The sequence below is a fragment of the Nitrospirota bacterium genome, from assembly GCA_016180645.1.
Lineage (GTDB): Bacteria > JACPQY01 > JACPQY01 > JACPQY01 > JACPQY01 > JACPAV01.
On record JACPAV010000003.1, the window covers coordinates 64,876 to 79,947 of the forward strand.

A 15,072-nucleotide genomic window follows, 5' to 3' on the forward strand; every position below is an offset into this window, starting at 1 on the left:
CGCCCTCTTTGAATCTCAGGATGAAATTGTTTCGCGTCGTGCTCGTGATGGGAGGAGTCCTCGTCCTCGCGGCTGCGGCGGCCGTCACGGTCGGCACCGTGGAAATAGGTCCGGCCGACATTCTACGGTCTCTTCTCTTCCCGGACCCGGCCGGCAATTCCGCGAGGGACCTGATCATCCGTCAGCTCCGACTGCCGCGCGTCGTCATGGCGATCATCGTCGGGGCGTCGCTCGCCTCCGTGGGGGCCTCGCTCCAGTCGCTCCTTCGGAATCCACTCGCCGATCCATACCTCCTGGGGGTATCCAGCGGCGCGGCCCTCGGCGCGGTGATCGGAATTGAAATCGGGGTGGGAGCGTCAACGGGCTTCGCCTTCGCGGGCGCTCTGGCCGCCACTGTGCTCGTCTTCGTGCTCGCCACCCGGCACCATCGACTCGATCCGCAGACTCTGCTTCTGGCCGGAGTGGTCCTCAATTCCATTCTCGGCGCCGCGATGACCCTCGTGATGATTTTCCTTCAGCCCCATCAGATCCAATCGGTGGTCTACTGGCTGCTGGGGAACATCCGGCCCGCGGGATGGGCCCCGTTGGCATTTCTTTCGCTCGGGCTGATCGTGGGGTTCGGGCTCCTTTTTTCGCAGGCGCGGGCATTGGACCTCCTCGCCCAGGGCGAGGAATCCGCGCGACAGTTGGGGGTGCGGACGGAGCGGTGCAAGGTCATCGTCCTCTTCGCTTCCGCGCTGCTCACCACGCTCGCCGTGTCGTTCAACGGCCTCATCGGGTTCGTCGGATTGATCGTTCCCCACGCCGCGCGATTCTTGTTCGGACCCGACAACCGCCTGCTCGTTCCCGCCTCGGCCCTTCTGGGCGCAGGGGTTCTGGTATGCGCGGACACACTCGCGCGGACGGTTCTTTCGCCCACCGAACTGCCCGTGGGCGCATTGACGGCTCTCGCGGGCGGCCCCTTCTTCCTTCTCCTCCTCCGCAAGGGACGACGAATTCTCCCATGATCCCACCACCTCTGAAATCTCAAACCTCGAATGTCAATTCTCAGATGGGTGGTGGGACGCCCCCACCCCCGGAGATCGTCCTGGATCACTTGCGCTACTCCCACTCGCGGCCGGGACGATCCTTCTCCACGCCGCTACTCGATGAGATCACCCTTTCCATCCGGCCCTCCGAGACGGTTGGGATCGTCGGTCCAAATGGAACCGGCAAGACCACATTGCTCCGATTGATCTCCGGGGTGCTCCGTCCTCTCGCCGGTCGAATCATCGTCGGCGGCCGCGATCTTCACCACTGGAGGCCCCGGGCTCTGGCTCAGACCATCGCCGTCATGCCGCAGGAATTCTCCGTGATGTTTCCCTACACCGTGGAAGAGATCGTCCTAACCGGCCGCGCGCCCTATCGCAACGGCCTCGGTTGGGAAACGGAGGAGGACTACTCCATCGTTGACAAAGTTCTCGAGCGGACGGACCTTGGAAACCTTCGGCGCAAGCCCTTCCCCGACCTTAGCGCCGGCGAGAAGGGCCGCGTTCTGCTCGCGCGCGCGCTGGCTCAACAGGCCCCGGTCCTGCTCCTTGATGAGCCGACCGAGAGCCTGGACCTGCGATACCGGGTGCGTCTGTTGGATAAAATCATGGAACTCCGTGAGACTCGCGGCATGACGCTGGTCATCGTATCCCACGACGTCAACCTGATCGCCGAGTACTGCCCGCGGGTCATCTTGCTCCACGGCGGCCGCGTGGTCGGCGATGGTCCGGTGGATTCAACTCTCACCCCGGCTACGCTGAAGGAAGTTTTCGAGGTGGACGTGATCCGGGGCGAACATCCCCTGACCCACTCCCCCCATTTCTTCCTCGCTCCCCGCTCATGACTTTGGTAGCCGCGGCCTTTAGGCCGCGCGCCCAGTCGCAGGCTGAAGCCTGCGGCTACCCTGCCATGCCGCTAGGAGCTCCTACCCCTTCCCGGTCCCTTCCTCAATCGGAGGCAGGCCGAGCGGAGCGCGAAGTTTGGGATACGCGGCGCCCAGGAGGTACGTTCCCACTAGAGCGCCGGCCAGAGCCGCGATCGCGTAGACTTTTCCCTCGCCCATGTTCACAAAGATCGGACCGGGGCACATGCCGGTGATGGACCAGCCTATTCCGAAAAGAATTCCCCCGACGAGATTGCCGCGATGCCTCGGCTTCGGCTTGATGCCCAGCGGTTCTCCGCGGACGGTCTTTCCGTATCGCTTGAGAAGCCACAATCCCGGTGCGGTCACGATCACCGCCGTCCCGATGATTCCGTAAAGCTGAAAGCTCCTGAAGAGAAACATGTTCTGGATGTAGTCGTAATCCGCCGCCCCACTCCGACTCAGCACGAGCCCGAACGCAACGCCGAGGACGAGATACACTAAAACCATCCGTCTACGCTCCAAGAAGCAACCGGTAGATCAGGTTCGTCACCACGGCGCCCGCCGCCATGAAACTCACCGTGGACACAATGCTCCCGATTTCAAAATTCGAAATCCCGAAGATGCCGTGCCCGCTCGTGCAGCCGCCCGCCAATCGCGTTCCAAAGCCGATGAACAGACCCCCCACGAACATCCAGGCGATCTTGGCCGCGTGGCTCGATCCGATGAAGGTGTCGAACATCCCCAGTGCCCACAACGGATCCCACGTCCCGCTTAGATTGCTCGAAAGCACTCCGGCCAACACCAAGCCGACGAGAAACGGTAATCGCCAGTTCCCCGCCCCCTTCAAGTCCGGTTTCTGGAAGAAAGGCAGTCGGCTCCCCAAGGCGCACAAATTCTCGAAGCCCGTGGAAATCCCAAGGCTGCGATTGCTCACGAAGAGCAGCCCCAGCGTGATCAACCCAATCAGCGCGCCCGCCACCGCCCAATGGAGCGGTTGAACGCCGTGAAGAATCAGCATGTCGCCATTGTGTCAGTGGAGGGAGTAAAATACCAGATGGTCATTCCCTTTCGTTGTGATGTGAACGGGAAAACAGTACAGTACGCCGATGCCTGACAAGGCGCATGGGATCATCGCCGTCTATTCGGGGAACGGCAAAGGGAAGACCACGGCGGCCCTCGGCTGCGCCCTCCGCGCGCTGGGACACGACATGAAAGTCCTCGTCGTCGAGTTCGTGAAACACATCGGGCGCAGCGGGGAACACAAGATCGCTGAAAAAATCGGCAACTTCAGTTTCTATGCCCCACCCGATCCATCCGTGGCGCTGGGATCACCGCAGGACCGCGAGGATCTCCGGGCCAAGCAGGCCTGGGAATTTGCCAAGGAGAAGATCCACAGCCGTGAATTCGACATGATCATCCTGGACGCCATCAACAACGCCATCGACGCCGGCCACCTCGAAATCAGCGACGTCATCAATCTCATGCGCGCCAAGCCAAGGGCGCTGCACCTCTTCCTGACCGGGAAGAACGCGAAGCCCGAAGTCATCGACCACGCCGATCTCGTGACGGACATGCAGGCCGTGCGCCACCACAACCAGCGCGGCATCAAGGCCCAACGCGGGATTGAATTCTAGTGCGGCGTTGAACATGTCCTGCAAGAGATCCCTCACTCACGCGCCGCACGGTAGCCCCGCTCCCATGCCGGAATTCCGAATAAAGGCGGGGCGTATGTACCGTGTTGACGCCGGAAGCCCGTACAGGGAATCTTGCGGGACTTACTCAACACGGTACTAGCTTCAGGTTTTCGTTTGAGCCGAACGCACTTTCTCCTCCCGGATTTCCTGGGTCCAGCTTTTGGTGCGAGCGAGTGCGCCCTCGTGTTCGGCTTCCTTCGTCATGCCCTTCTTCTGATAGATGATGGATAGATTGGTGTGCGGAAGGACGGCATCCGGGGTGGCCTCGGCCCATTTCTTCGCCGCTTCGAGCGCATCGTCGAGCCGATCCAAACGGATGAGCGCCTGTGTCAGTCCTTCCAAGACCTCGGGATCACCCGGCTGAATCCGCAGTGAGGCCTCGAAGGCGGCCACCGCATGAGCGAACCGGTCCTCCAAGAGGTGCTCCATACCCTCCATGTAGAGCTGATCGCGATCGGCCAAGACGATGCCCCGACTACTCTTCGATTCCCAACCTTTTTTTGCCTTCCGGAGTGATCATCGAAGGATGCCACTGGGGTTCCCAAACCACGTCCACGTTGACCTTTGTGACGCCGGGAACGTTCATGGCCGTATCCTGCACCATGCCCGGGAGCATCTGCGCGGCCGGGCACCCCTGCGTAGTCATGGTCATCTTGACGTTGACTTCGGAGCCTTCCCCGATCAACGCGACATCGTAAATGAGACCGAGATCCACGATGTTCACGGGGATCTCCGGATCGTAAACGCCTTTCAGCGATTCCATCACTTCTTCTTTCGTCGGCATGGTTACCTCCCTGCCTGATTAGGATGGCATTCTATCAATTTGCCCCCGCCCTCTCAACGAAGACCGGAATACCCAGAGCACACCCAGTCCGGTAACGACGAGCAGGCCCGCAACCGAGTGATAGGCGCCGGTGAAGCCCAGCCTCGCCACGAGCACGCCGGTGAAAAACTGACCGGAGGCGTGCCCCACGTCCGTGACCGAACCGAACAGTCCCATCGCCGATCCGAGGGCGTAGGCTTTGCACAAGTCGGCCACCTGCGCCGAGGTGGACGTGTGCGTAATGGCTTCCCCCACACCGTAGATCAGCGCCAGTGCATAGAGAGGGATCAATCGCGAGGCGAACGGCAAGGCGTAGAAAGCTCCGGCAGAGAGCCCCAGGCCGGCCACGATCATCAGAACACGGCTTGAACGATCGGAAAGCCTGCCCATGAGCGGGCGGGAGACAAGCGATGCAAGCGATTGGACGCCGAAAAACAGGCCGATCGCCGCCGGCGGGTGTCCCAGCGAGGCCGCATAGAGTGGGACAAATGCTTGGAGTGCGCCCAGCGCAAAAAGCTGCACGGACTGCGCGGAGCAGATCATCATGACCTGGCGATTGAAAACGATTTCCCTGAGTCCTGACCCAAATCGCCTCCGGATCTCCGTTCCGATGGGCAGCTTCGGCGAAGGCTGCATGGCCCTCTCCGCACCGTTCGCCGAAGGACCCGAAGCGCGAACGAACAGCACGGCCAGGGCAAAGGCCACAAGTCCCGATATTCCGCAGAGCAGGTACGCGGATGTAAATCCGTACTGGCTTAGCGCGACGCCTCCAAGGGCGGGCCCGATGGATTTCCCCGTTTGAACGCAGGCGGTGTACCACCCGATGCCCTCGGCACGCCGATCCTTGAAGAGGCCTGCGACCACCGCCATCGCCGTGGGACCGTACACCGCGGTGGAGAATCCGTGAAGGGTGCGGAGCACGAGGAGCGATTCCGGAGAATCGGCCACGAAATAGAAGAACGGCGTGAAGGCGAAGAAACAAATGCCGGCGAGGACCACCCACCGCCGCCCGACCACATCCGAGATCACTCCGGAGGGCAGCTTCACGAAAATCCCCACGGCGGTCGACGCCGCCATAATCAGACCGATCGTCTCCGGCCCTGATCCCAAGTCCTTCGCCAGGAGCGGAGTCATGGGGGTGCGCGACCACTCGTAGCTCATGAACGCGAAGAAGGCGACGGAGCAGAGGAGGACGAAGGGGTTCATGGATCTGAGGCCATCCAAAGAATGACGCGGGCTGAAGCCACGCGGCTACCCAAGAGTCGAATCCGAGGTAGGCGCAGGCTTAAGCCTGCGGACATCTTGCACGAAAGTTTCATTCGGCCATATGCCCAGGGAGTCAAACGTTCAGAACAGCTCCCGGAAGAGGGCGTCGGAAAACAGGCGTCCGTGCGGAGTCAGGGTGAGGCTGTCGTCTCTCTGCGCGAGCCAACCATTCGACTCCCCTCTTTGGAAAAGTCCGGGAAAAGCATGCCTGGGATCTGTTTCGAACCGCTCATGGAACTCCCGGATCGACACTCCGAAATCGCGCCGCAGGCCCAAGTAGAAGAATTCCTGCATCTTATCCTCTCGATCGATGACTCTTCCCTGCGCGATGCTGAGGCCGTTCCGTTCCACCTGATTCAAGTACTCCTCCGGTAATGCCGTATTCTCACATCGCCGGCCGCCCCAGAGCGAATGCGCACCCGCGCCGAGTCCGAGGTACTCCCGCCCCGGCGTCCAATAGAGGAGGTTATGCCGGCACTCGAAGCCGGGTCTCGCGAAATTGGAGATCTCATATTGACGATACCCGTTCGAGGTCAACACGTCCCAGGCACGTTGCGCCATTTCCGCGGATTCCCCATCTTCCGGGAGGGCCAACCGGCCCGAAGCGAGGAGAGAAATCAGCGGCGTGTCGTCCTCCGGAGTCAGGAGGTAGAGCGAGAGGTGCGGCAGCCCGAGGCCGACGATCTCCTTGAGCTCCTCGGTCCACGCATGGGGTGTCTGTCCGGGCCGCCCGTAGATAAAGTCCATAGAGAGGTTGCGAACACCGGCTCGTTTCGCTCCCTCCGCGAGGGTCCACGGATCAAGCGAGCGCGTCCGCCACAATCTCTTCCGATCATTCTCGTACATCGATTGCATGCCGAACGAGAAACGATTCACGCCGGCGGCCTGAAGATCGTCCAGCTTGGCGATGGATTCGGCTTCCGGATACATTTCGATGGTGATCTCCGGCTCCGACACGGTGGCGTTCAGGTCCCACAGACCCCGGATCATGCGCTCGATGGCGCGCTGCGAAAATAGCGAGGGGGTGCCGCCGCCGAAGTAGATTGAGGCCAACCCACGCCCCTCGGAAGTTCCTCCCGCAAGGCGATGGGCGGCTTCCCTCAGAATGGCCTCGGAGTAACGCGCCTCCGGCAGGTCCGGCCGCAGGTATGTGTTGAAATGGCAGTAGGGACACCTGGACTTACAGTAAGGGATATGAACGTAGACACCAAACTCCCGGTCAGTCATGAGGATACAATGCAGATACGGAACGGCTCTTGCAATCGAGGAGGGACTACTCCGGCATCCCTCCCGGCACGTAGTGGATGTACTGATTCATCAGGCGGATTTCCTCGTCCTTCTTCTCCATCTCGAAAAATGTGATGTCCCGGATGGAGACGATGCCGATGAGATGGTCACCCTTCACAAGGGGCAGGTGGCGAATGCCCGCCTGGCGCATCCGGCTGAGACAGACGTCGTAGTCCTCATCGGCATCGGCGAGGAGGAGGTTGCGTGTCATGATCGATTCGACCGGCGTCTTGTTGGGCTCGCGCCCTTCAGCCACAACTTTGTTCATGATGTCGCGTTCGGTTACGATGCCTACGAGCCGATCGCCCTCCAGCACCGCCGCCGCCCCGACTTTCGAGGCCGCCATCGTCTTTGCCGCATCTTGGGCCGTTTGTGAAGGCGACACGTGAATGATGGCCCGCTTCCTCAACACTTCGCCAATTTTGGTCCCCATCTCAACCCCCTTTTCGATTGTTTACGCTCACCCTTGTTCTACTAAGGATGATCGCCAGGGTCAACAAAATTGAACAGTCGCAGGGACTCGGGAAAGCCGATCAAACGATCACGGCGTCCTGGCGCAACGGAAACCCAGGTTTCTGAACATTCCCGCGGGACTCTTGTCCACGCGGTCTGAGGATCGCGCGTAGTCGGAGCCGGTGTCCCATGCTCCGCCTTTGTAGACACCGAAGGCGCCCGTGGCCGGCCCCGTGGGATCGGTCGCCGGCGCCGAACCGTAGTAGGCTGAATCGTACCGGTCGCTCACCCACTCGAAGACGTTTCCAGCCATGTCCAAGATTCCGTAAGGGGACGCGCCGGCCGGGTAGGAACCGACCAGCGATGTATCGCCCACACAGTAATCCTTGCCATCATGAAAATTCAGTTTCGTGCAGTCGGCTCCCGAGGCAAAGGGGGCGCTGGTGGACATCGCCCCACCCCAGGGGTAGGGGCGCAGGTTGCAGTTGGCAACATTCCCGGTGCCGGCAGAATCGGCGACGCTGCATTGGCCGCCGGCCAGCCCGACGAGGCTTCCATCCGCCGGACCCCGCGCCGCCTTTTCCCACTCCGCCTCCGTTGGGAGTCGGCGACTTTTCCACGTGCAGTACGCGGCGGCATGATCCCGAGTCACATAGATCATGGGGAAGTCATCGTAGGCAGAATTCCCGTAGTACGAATCTCGCGTATTCGACTTCTCAATCAAGGGCGCCGTGCAGGCCCCTGCCGCAACGCACCCCTTGAAATTCGCGTTGGTCACTTCGTATTTTTCAGTGTAGTACGCGGAGAGCGTGACAAGTCGGCGAGGAGTCTCTTCGGGATTCCCTTCTCCCGTCTTCGATCCTTGGACGAACGTTCCGGCGGGGACGGCGATCATGCAGTCGTAGGCTTCCTTCACGCAGCATTCGAAGGGCTGGTTGTTGCAGGAAAAAAGCGACGTCGTACCAGTGGAGGCGGCTGGCTCGATGGTGTTTCCGTCCTCGGTTCCGACCTCTTCGGCAGGCGCCGGCCCACCGGATACTCGATCCGACGATGCGTCATCCGAGCAGGACCCTGCGCACAAGCCGCCAAGAACAGCGACGAGCGTGATGTGTTGGATGCGGAATCCGGAGACCATAGGAGGCCGGTGAACGGGTTCGGGCGGGTCTTCCGAAGATTCTCGGTTCAAAACACATTCGCTCCCCTTGAGCATCTCCATGCCGGATTCCAGCATCTTATCCGTTGATGATTCTATGTCAAACGCAACGGACCCGTCTTCCCCTCACTTCATGATCGTGATAACCTCCCCTTCACCGCGCCTGTAGCTCAACTGGATAGAGCGACGGCCTACGGAGCCGTAGGCTGGGGGTTCAAATCCCTCCAGGCGCACTTCCGACACTAGCTTTGAGGCAGTGGAGTCCGCCGAAACCGCCACGGTCCGCCCGTGGCCAATGACTCCTACGGGGCTGAAGATCCGTGGGAGCCGTTCAACGCCCAACGAGGGCAATCAACCCCGAAGCGAGTCGGATTTTTTGTTGGAGGAGGTTGACGAATGGAAAACACCTACGCGATCGCCGCCGTCTGGATCGGCCTCGCCCTCGTGGCCACGTTTCTGGGGACCCGTCTCCGCATTTCGAACGCCCTCATGGAAATTGTCATCGGCATCGCCGCCGGGGCCGGGGCGACCCACTTTTTCGGTCCCGACGCCCTGGGCGCCAAACTCCCCTGGCTGACCTTCCTGGCCGGAACCGGCGCGGTGGTCCTGACGTTTCTCGCGGGCGCCGAACTCGATCCGGGCACCATGCGCACGAAGTGGAAAGAAGTGTCGCTGGTCGGCCTCGTGAGCTTCGCGGCCCCGTTTCTCGGCTGCGCAGCCATCGCACGGTTTGTCCTCGGATGGTCGCCCCATTCAAGCTGGCTCGCGGGCATCGCGCTCTCAACCACCTCGATGGCGGTCGTGTACGCCGTCATGCTGGAGACCGGCTTCAATCGAACGGAATTCGGAAAAGGCATTCTCGGCGCCTGCTTCGTGACGGATCTCGGAACGGTGGTCGCTCTGGGGCTAATGTTTGCTCCCTTTACATGGAAGACCGGCGTGTTCGTCCTCGGCTCCGTCGCGGCTTTCATTCTGCTTCCTCTCGTCACCCCGCACCTCATCAATCACTACGCAAACCGGACCGCGGCGTTCCGCACCAAATGGGTCCTGTTCATCCTCTTTAGCCTCGGCGCGCTCGCCCTCTGGGCGGGCAGCGAGGCCGTTCTCCCCGCCTACATCGCGGGGATGCTGCTTTCGAAAGATCTCTCCGCCGATCATCAGTTCATCAGGAGGCTGCGCACGCTCACCATCGGCTTCCTCAGCCCGTTCTACTTCCTGCGCGCAGGGTCGCTTGTTTCGGTCCCGGCCCTTATCGCGGCACCGCTGGTTTTCCTCGCCCTTTTCGGCGGAAAAATCGCCACGAAAATATTCGGCCTCGTCCCGATCGTCGGCCTCTTCAGGCGAAACCCCAAGGAGCGCTGGTACTACACGCTGCTGATGTCCACCGGTCTGACCTTCGGCACGATCTCGGCGCTGTTCGGTCTCACGCACGGCATCGTGACACAGGATCAATACTCACACCTTGTAGCGGTCGTCATCGGCTCAGCCGTGGTGCCGACGCTGGTCGCAGGCGCGGTATTTCTGCCCCGCCATCTCCTGACCCCCCAGGTGACGGCCCGCCTCGCGGCGGATGCGGAAGCCGTGAAGGCGCGGCGGGACCTCCAGCCACCCGAACCCCCGGAGGAGGGATAGCGCCGAATCCATCGGGAGCCGGACGTTCCGATCTCCCTATGCGGATGACCGGGCGACCGGTTTCGGCGAGAACGATCCACGCGGTTTCCTCTGGACCGAAACTCCAAAATAGGGAACTCGAAGAGAGCCGGCATCAGGCCCACCGATAAGTCTGCCTGCGCGGCGCCTCCTGGTTTGTAGGCCCCGCGAAGACGTGGTAGGTGTGCGGACATGAGGAAGGGGAGCGGACGGGTCTTGGAGAAGGGTGCGGAGATTGCGACCCAGATTGGACTGGCGGCCGTCATCGGGGGGGTTGCTGACGCGGTCGTGGACGGTTCGCGGAAGGCCGTCGACCTGTACGGGGTAGGTATCGGGGTTGTGCTTCTCGTGCTTGCGCTGTGGTTGACGAGCAAGATCGATGGTGGTAGCAATTGAGTATGGACACGGCGAGTCTGGTTCTTTTCGCAGCCTTTACGGGGGCCCTGCTCTTTGGAGTCGGACTTGCCCTGTACGCGGTCTACGTCACCCGGAAGAAACCGACCCCTCAAAGCTGACGGTTCTTTCCTTCACTCTTTTTCCGGCGACGAAAACAGCCCTCTGAATTCCGCCGCCTTGTTCTGCCGGCATGCGGTTGCCCCCACGCATGGGCGGTGCCTATTCCGCTCGAAACGCGAGACAGACCGGCCGATCTCGCGATCCCTATCGCAAGCGGGTCTTCTTGATGACGCCTCCCTCGGCGTCCGACAACGCGTGACAGGTCACGAAGGCCTTCTCGTCCAGCGATCGAACGATTTCCTTCACCCTTCCGACCTCCAATCGAGTCACGACGCACAGCAGAATGTCCCGGCCCTCCCGATGCATTCCTCCATACCCTTGAAACGCCGTGACACCGCGGCCCATCTCGCCGGTGATGGTTTGCCGAATCGCATCGCTCTGCCGGGAGACAATGGTGACCGCCGTGAACTCCTCCAAGCCGTAGAGGACGAAATCGAGGGTTTTGGCGGCAGCCATGTACGTGAGGATGGAATAGAGCGCCGCTTCCACCCCAAGGACCGACATGGCCACGAGAAACAGCACGACATTGAAGCCCAGGATGAGGTCGCCCACTCTCAGCGCGTGAATACGCCGGCTGATCAAAAGAGCGGCAATCTCCGTGCCGTCAAGGACCGCCCCTCCCCTCACCGCAAGCCCGATGCCCGCGCCGAGGAAAAAGCCGCCGAATACCGCGGTCAGCAGCTTATCCGGGGTGACATCAGGGTAGGGAATCAAGGCGACGGCTGCGGCGAGGCCCGCGATGGCAACAACGCTTCGCACGGCGAAGGCCCGCCCGATGTATCGGTACCCCACGGCAATGAAGGGCAGGTTGACCACCGGCAGCCAGAACGACAGGGGTAGCGGCGTAATTTTCGAGACCAACATGGAGACGCCCGTCACGCCTCCGTCGATAAAATTGCTTGACCGCAGAAACCCATTCAGCCCCATACCGGCCGAGAGGACCCCCAGCCCGATGACTGAACCGTTCAGCAGTTCGCGCAGGCTACGTCTCCAATAACGATCCAGATTCCCGATTTTCACGCCGACCACGCAATCAAATCTTCTTCTCCACGTCAATCATGCCGAGCCTGAAGGCTCGGCTGCACGCTTTTCGCTTTGTAGCGGGCCCTTCAGTGTCCGCGTCCCCGTCTGCGAATCCGCACTTTCTCACGAACCTGCCCGGAACAACACCAGCGCATCTTCAATGCAGGGACCGGACGAGGTGAAAGGTGAGGATGTGCGTCCTGGATGCGGGCGCCGAAGCGCCTTCAGGGAAGCGCTTCTTCGCGGGAGGAGATCACGCCCCGCGCCGCCTCCTGACCACGTTTGTAGCTTTCGAGCGATTCTTGGCCCCCCAATCCGGCTTCGATGGCCGGCACCAATGCCGTGGCCGTCTCAATCCGGGCGAGGTAGACGTAATTCGCTCCCGCCCGGTACATCGACGGTACGGAATCCAGAGTCACGGCGTTCACGATGATCATGGCCGTGGGGTTGAGATGGCGGAGATTCCTGGCGAGCTGGGTGTTTGAGGTGCCTTTCAAGACATCGTCTTGAATGGTGCAGATGATCACCTGCGCCTGATCGATACCCAGGTGATGCAGCGATTCCGTGTTGGAGATATCGCCGTATTTCACACGGGCCCCCGTGGCGGAAATCTTGGCATGCAGGGCCACGTTAAAGTCGATCACCAACATTCTTTTCAGCATTTCAGGGCGTGTTCGCTTGATTTCGTGCAATAGGGACGAAGCGACGCGGTGGAAACCGAGCAGGACCACCTCGGGGGATTCCTCTTCAGAGGCCGATGCGTGGATAACGGGCGGTATCTTGAAACCGAGAAGAGAAAGCAGTGATCCCAAACGGTCGTGCAGCGTATCGGCCACGACGAAAAGCGCGGGCGTACCGAGCGCTGTAATCACGAATCCGAAGATGACGGCGCTGACCATCCTGCTCTCAAGGTGATCGAAGCCGAGCCCCAGATATGCGATGACCAAACAGAATTCCGAGATCTGAGCGAGCTTGGTCGCTCCGACGAAAGCGTTTCGGCGGTCCAGGCCCGTGAAGTACATGAGTGGGAAGAACACGACGTATCGGGCGAGAACGCAAATGGCTCCAAGGATCGCGGCCCAAATAAGGATGTCGATGCTCTCGGGTCGGGGAATGCCCATCCCCAGGCCGACAAAGAAAAGAGTCACGAAAAAGTCGCGCACGACGGCCACTTTTGTGACCACTTCGTGAGCATAAGGGAGGCCGGCGATCGTCGCTCCGGCGATAAGCGCGCCCATTTCCATGGTGACCGAAAGGTGCAGATGAATTCCGATCAGTGCCAGAATGTGCTCCAGATTGGCGCCGAACGCACCCAATCCAAAGCACCAGCCTGTCGCCACCACCAGCATGAGCTCGGGCGTCTTCGCGATCCACTTGAAGGCCGTAGGCAGGACGTATTTGGCCAGGAGGATGGACGTCAGCAGGACGATGCCGATGCCCAGAAATGTTAGACCGACCGTTCCCATCTCCGGGTTCTGGAAATTGGGCTGTACCGCCAGTACAACGATGGACCAAATATCTTGGAAAATCAGGATGCCGAGTCCGACGCGGCCCACCACCGTGTCCATCTGATATTTCTCCTGAAGCAGTTTGACCACAAGAAGGGTTGAGGACGCCGCCACCGTGAACCCGACGTAGATCGGCACATAGGTGCCGGAAACCATTGACCAACCGGTGGACCTTAGGGCCAGAGTTACCGCGTATCCAAAGGCAACGCACAACGGGAATTGAAGGAGGCCCGAGAGGATGAGCGTCTTGCCGCTCTCGAGCAGTTTCTTGACGTCCATTTCCAGCCCAATGACAAGAAGCAGGAGGGTCAGGCCCAAGCTGGCGATAGTTTCGATATTGCCCTTGTCGGTGACGAACCCGCCGACTTCCGGCCCTACGAGGACGCCGGCCACCAGGAAGGCAGCGATCGTGGGTATCTTCAGGCGAGTGAACAGAACGCAAAGAATCCCCGACAGGATGAGGCAAAACCCAATATCCTGCACAAGCGGCGCCGGACCCCCGGCACTGCTCAACAGATAGTGGAGAGGCGGAAAGCTCAAGAGTTTCCCACTGGAGGCTGCCGTTGATACCCGCTGCGCAGGGAGACAATGCGGACCGCCTGTCCAAATGTGACCTGGATCCGTGCGGGTTGCACTGCTGAAGCTGTCACCTGTTCCACCGTCGGTTGATCTTGATGCGAATCAGATGTTGAAGAACAGGTTGGTTTGCGGGCGAAGTGCGATTTGGAGGAGTTGCTTCAGAGCGTCCCCTTCGAACCACACGCCCTTGCAGTCGGGGCATTTCATGAGCGGGATGTTTTCATAGGTCTTCTCATCCAAACCGATTCCGCACTTTGGGCATGAGGCGGTTTTGGGCAGTGGCTTTACGAGCCGCGACCGACGGGGCTTTTGCGGGCGGCGGGAGCGGCCCATCAGAATCGCCGGACGAGTTCACGAAAACCCCAGACCACCCACGCGAGGGTCACCAATCCAAGAATGACTCCGCCCAGGGGAGCCTCGGAAAGCCACGCGCGTGAAGACATGGGCGCATGCTATAGGCGGCTCGTTCGGTCACACAATCCCATGAAATCACGCGCATGGGAGCCGATGAACTACCATGGAATGGGAGACGGAATGCCCTCTCCCACGGGGGGGGGTGTGGGTCTGCGCTCGCGGCGCTATTCGCGAATAGGTCTGCCCATCGCTCTGCTCACGGCTTCCGTTTTCGAGTTAACCTGAAGTTTCTGGTAAAGGTTCTTGATGTGGCTCTGTACGGTTCCGAAGGAGATTTTGAGCGTGTCGGCGATCTGCTTGTAGGCGGACCCACGGGCGAGAAGTTCCAAGATTTCCCTTTCCCTTCGCGTGAGGAGCGTGGTGGGTGTCCCGGTGGCGGTGTTTCTTCGGAACTCCTCCAATACGCGTTTGGCAATGACGGGAGACATCGGGGCTCCGTCATGCTTCGTCAGGGTATCGAGGGCGGCGACGATGTCTTCCGGAGTCGAGTCTTTCAATAGGTATCCGCTCGCGCCCGCCTTCAGGGACTCGAACACGGCCTCGTCACGGTCGAAAATCGTCAGAACAATGACTTCGACATTGGGCGACTCGCTCTTGATTTTGCGTATCGCCTCGATGCCGTTCATTCCGGGCAGGCCCAGGTCCATCAGCACCACATCCGGCTTAACTCGGGGCAGGAGCGCCATGGCTTCCTCCGCAGTCGACGCTGACCCGGCAACCGCATACTCGGTTTGTTGATCGATGAACAAGGCGAGCATCAGCCTCGTGAGCTTCTGATCCTCCACGATCATGACTCGGCCGGCCTCGGACAC

At 60.6% G+C, this 15,072-nt stretch carries 17 protein-coding genes and 1 tRNA gene; 6 read left to right on the top strand and 12 right to left on the bottom strand.

Annotated features, from left to right (window positions below; genetic code table 11):
- Positions 1-20 precede the first annotated feature (20 nt).
- Together HYT87_01865 and HYT87_01870 are read left to right on the top strand one after the other, a co-directional pair.
- Positions 21-1,007: an iron ABC transporter permease gene (locus HYT87_01865; protein ID MBI2058497.1), complete on the top strand. Its 987-nt coding sequence runs from the start codon at positions 21-23 to the stop codon at positions 1,005-1,007.
- Positions 1,004-1,873 carry an ABC transporter ATP-binding protein gene (locus tag HYT87_01870; protein ID MBI2058498.1) on the top strand — a complete coding sequence of 290 codons (870 nt, stop codon included), beginning with the start codon at positions 1,004-1,006 and terminating at the stop codon, positions 1,871-1,873. Before HYT87_01865 ends, HYT87_01870 begins: the two co-directional genes overlap by 4 nt.
- An 81-nt stretch (positions 1,874-1,954) precedes the next feature.
- Here HYT87_01870 and HYT87_01875 read toward each other — a convergent pair whose 3' ends face one another.
- Complete coding sequence (locus HYT87_01875; protein ID MBI2058499.1) at positions 1,955-2,401, bottom strand: YeeE/YedE family protein; 447 nt, start codon at positions 2,399-2,401, stop codon at positions 1,955-1,957.
- A 4-nt stretch (positions 2,402-2,405) separates the two neighbouring features.
- Positions 2,406-2,912 (bottom strand): YeeE/YedE family protein, encoded by a 507-nt coding sequence (locus HYT87_01880; GenBank protein MBI2058500.1) that lies wholly within the window; start codon positions 2,910-2,912, stop codon positions 2,406-2,408.
- Between the two features lie 88 nt (positions 2,913-3,000).
- Between HYT87_01880 and HYT87_01885 the strand changes: the two genes are divergently transcribed.
- Positions 3,001-3,528: a cob(I)yrinic acid a,c-diamide adenosyltransferase gene (locus HYT87_01885; protein ID MBI2058501.1), complete on the top strand. Its 528-nt coding sequence runs from the start codon at positions 3,001-3,003 to the stop codon at positions 3,526-3,528.
- Between the two features lie 162 nt (positions 3,529-3,690).
- Here the strand turns inward: HYT87_01885 and HYT87_01890 are convergent, their stop codons facing one another.
- From HYT87_01890 to HYT87_01915, 6 genes are all read right to left on the bottom strand, one after another.
- A complete protein-coding gene (locus HYT87_01890; protein MBI2058502.1) occupies positions 3,691-4,050 on the bottom strand; it encodes a tetratricopeptide repeat protein in 360 nt (119 codons plus the stop codon).
- Between the two features lie 13 nt (positions 4,051-4,063).
- Positions 4,064-4,372, bottom strand: coding sequence for a DUF59 domain-containing protein (locus HYT87_01895; protein ID MBI2058503.1), 309 nt, complete (start codon positions 4,370-4,372; stop codon positions 4,064-4,066).
- A gap of 18 nt (positions 4,373-4,390) precedes the next feature.
- On the bottom strand, positions 4,391-5,617 hold the full coding sequence (locus HYT87_01900) for an MFS transporter (protein MBI2058504.1): 1,227 nt from the start codon (positions 5,615-5,617) through the stop codon (positions 4,391-4,393).
- Between the two features lie 141 nt (positions 5,618-5,758).
- Positions 5,759-6,904 carry a radical SAM family heme chaperone HemW gene (gene hemW, locus HYT87_01905; protein MBI2058505.1) on the bottom strand — a complete coding sequence of 382 codons (1,146 nt, stop codon included), beginning with the start codon at positions 6,902-6,904 and terminating at the stop codon, positions 5,759-5,761.
- Between the two features lie 46 nt (positions 6,905-6,950).
- Positions 6,951-7,397, bottom strand: coding sequence for a CBS domain-containing protein (locus HYT87_01910; protein ID MBI2058506.1), 447 nt, complete (start codon positions 7,395-7,397; stop codon positions 6,951-6,953).
- Positions 7,398-7,505: 108 nt separating this feature from the next.
- Positions 7,506-8,648 (bottom strand): SUMF1/EgtB/PvdO family nonheme iron enzyme, encoded by a 1,143-nt coding sequence (locus HYT87_01915; GenBank protein MBI2058507.1) that lies wholly within the window; start codon positions 8,646-8,648, stop codon positions 7,506-7,508.
- A gap of 81 nt (positions 8,649-8,729) precedes the next feature.
- Between HYT87_01915 and HYT87_01920 the strand changes: the two genes are divergently transcribed.
- From HYT87_01920 to HYT87_01930, 3 genes are all read left to right on the top strand, one after another.
- A tRNA-Arg gene (locus HYT87_01920) sits at positions 8,730-8,803 on the top strand.
- Positions 8,804-8,966: 163 nt separating this feature from the next.
- Positions 8,967-10,202: a cation:proton antiporter gene (locus HYT87_01925; protein ID MBI2058508.1), complete on the top strand. Its 1,236-nt coding sequence runs from the start codon at positions 8,967-8,969 to the stop codon at positions 10,200-10,202.
- A 210-nt stretch (positions 10,203-10,412) separates the two neighbouring features.
- Positions 10,413-10,616: a hypothetical protein gene (locus HYT87_01930; protein MBI2058509.1), complete on the top strand. Its 204-nt coding sequence runs from the start codon at positions 10,413-10,415 to the stop codon at positions 10,614-10,616.
- A gap of 264 nt (positions 10,617-10,880) precedes the next feature.
- Here the strand turns inward: HYT87_01930 and HYT87_01935 are convergent, their stop codons facing one another.
- The 4 genes from HYT87_01935 to HYT87_01950 all read right to left on the bottom strand — a co-directional run bounded on the left by HYT87_01935 (position 10,881) and on the right by HYT87_01950 (position 15,072).
- Entirely contained in the window at positions 10,881-11,663 is a 783-nt protein-coding gene (locus HYT87_01935; protein ID MBI2058510.1) for a YitT family protein, read from the bottom strand.
- 320 nt (positions 11,664-11,983) lie between these two features.
- A complete protein-coding gene (locus HYT87_01940; GenBank protein ID MBI2058511.1) occupies positions 11,984-13,780 on the bottom strand; it encodes a cation:proton antiporter in 1,797 nt (598 codons plus the stop codon).
- A gap of 168 nt (positions 13,781-13,948) precedes the next feature.
- Entirely contained in the window at positions 13,949-14,086 is a 138-nt protein-coding gene (locus HYT87_01945) for a zf-TFIIB domain-containing protein (protein MBI2058512.1), read from the bottom strand.
- Positions 14,087-14,424: 338 nt separating this feature from the next.
- Positions 14,425-15,072: a response regulator transcription factor gene (locus HYT87_01950; protein ID MBI2058513.1), complete on the bottom strand. Its 648-nt coding sequence runs from the start codon at positions 15,070-15,072 to the stop codon at positions 14,425-14,427.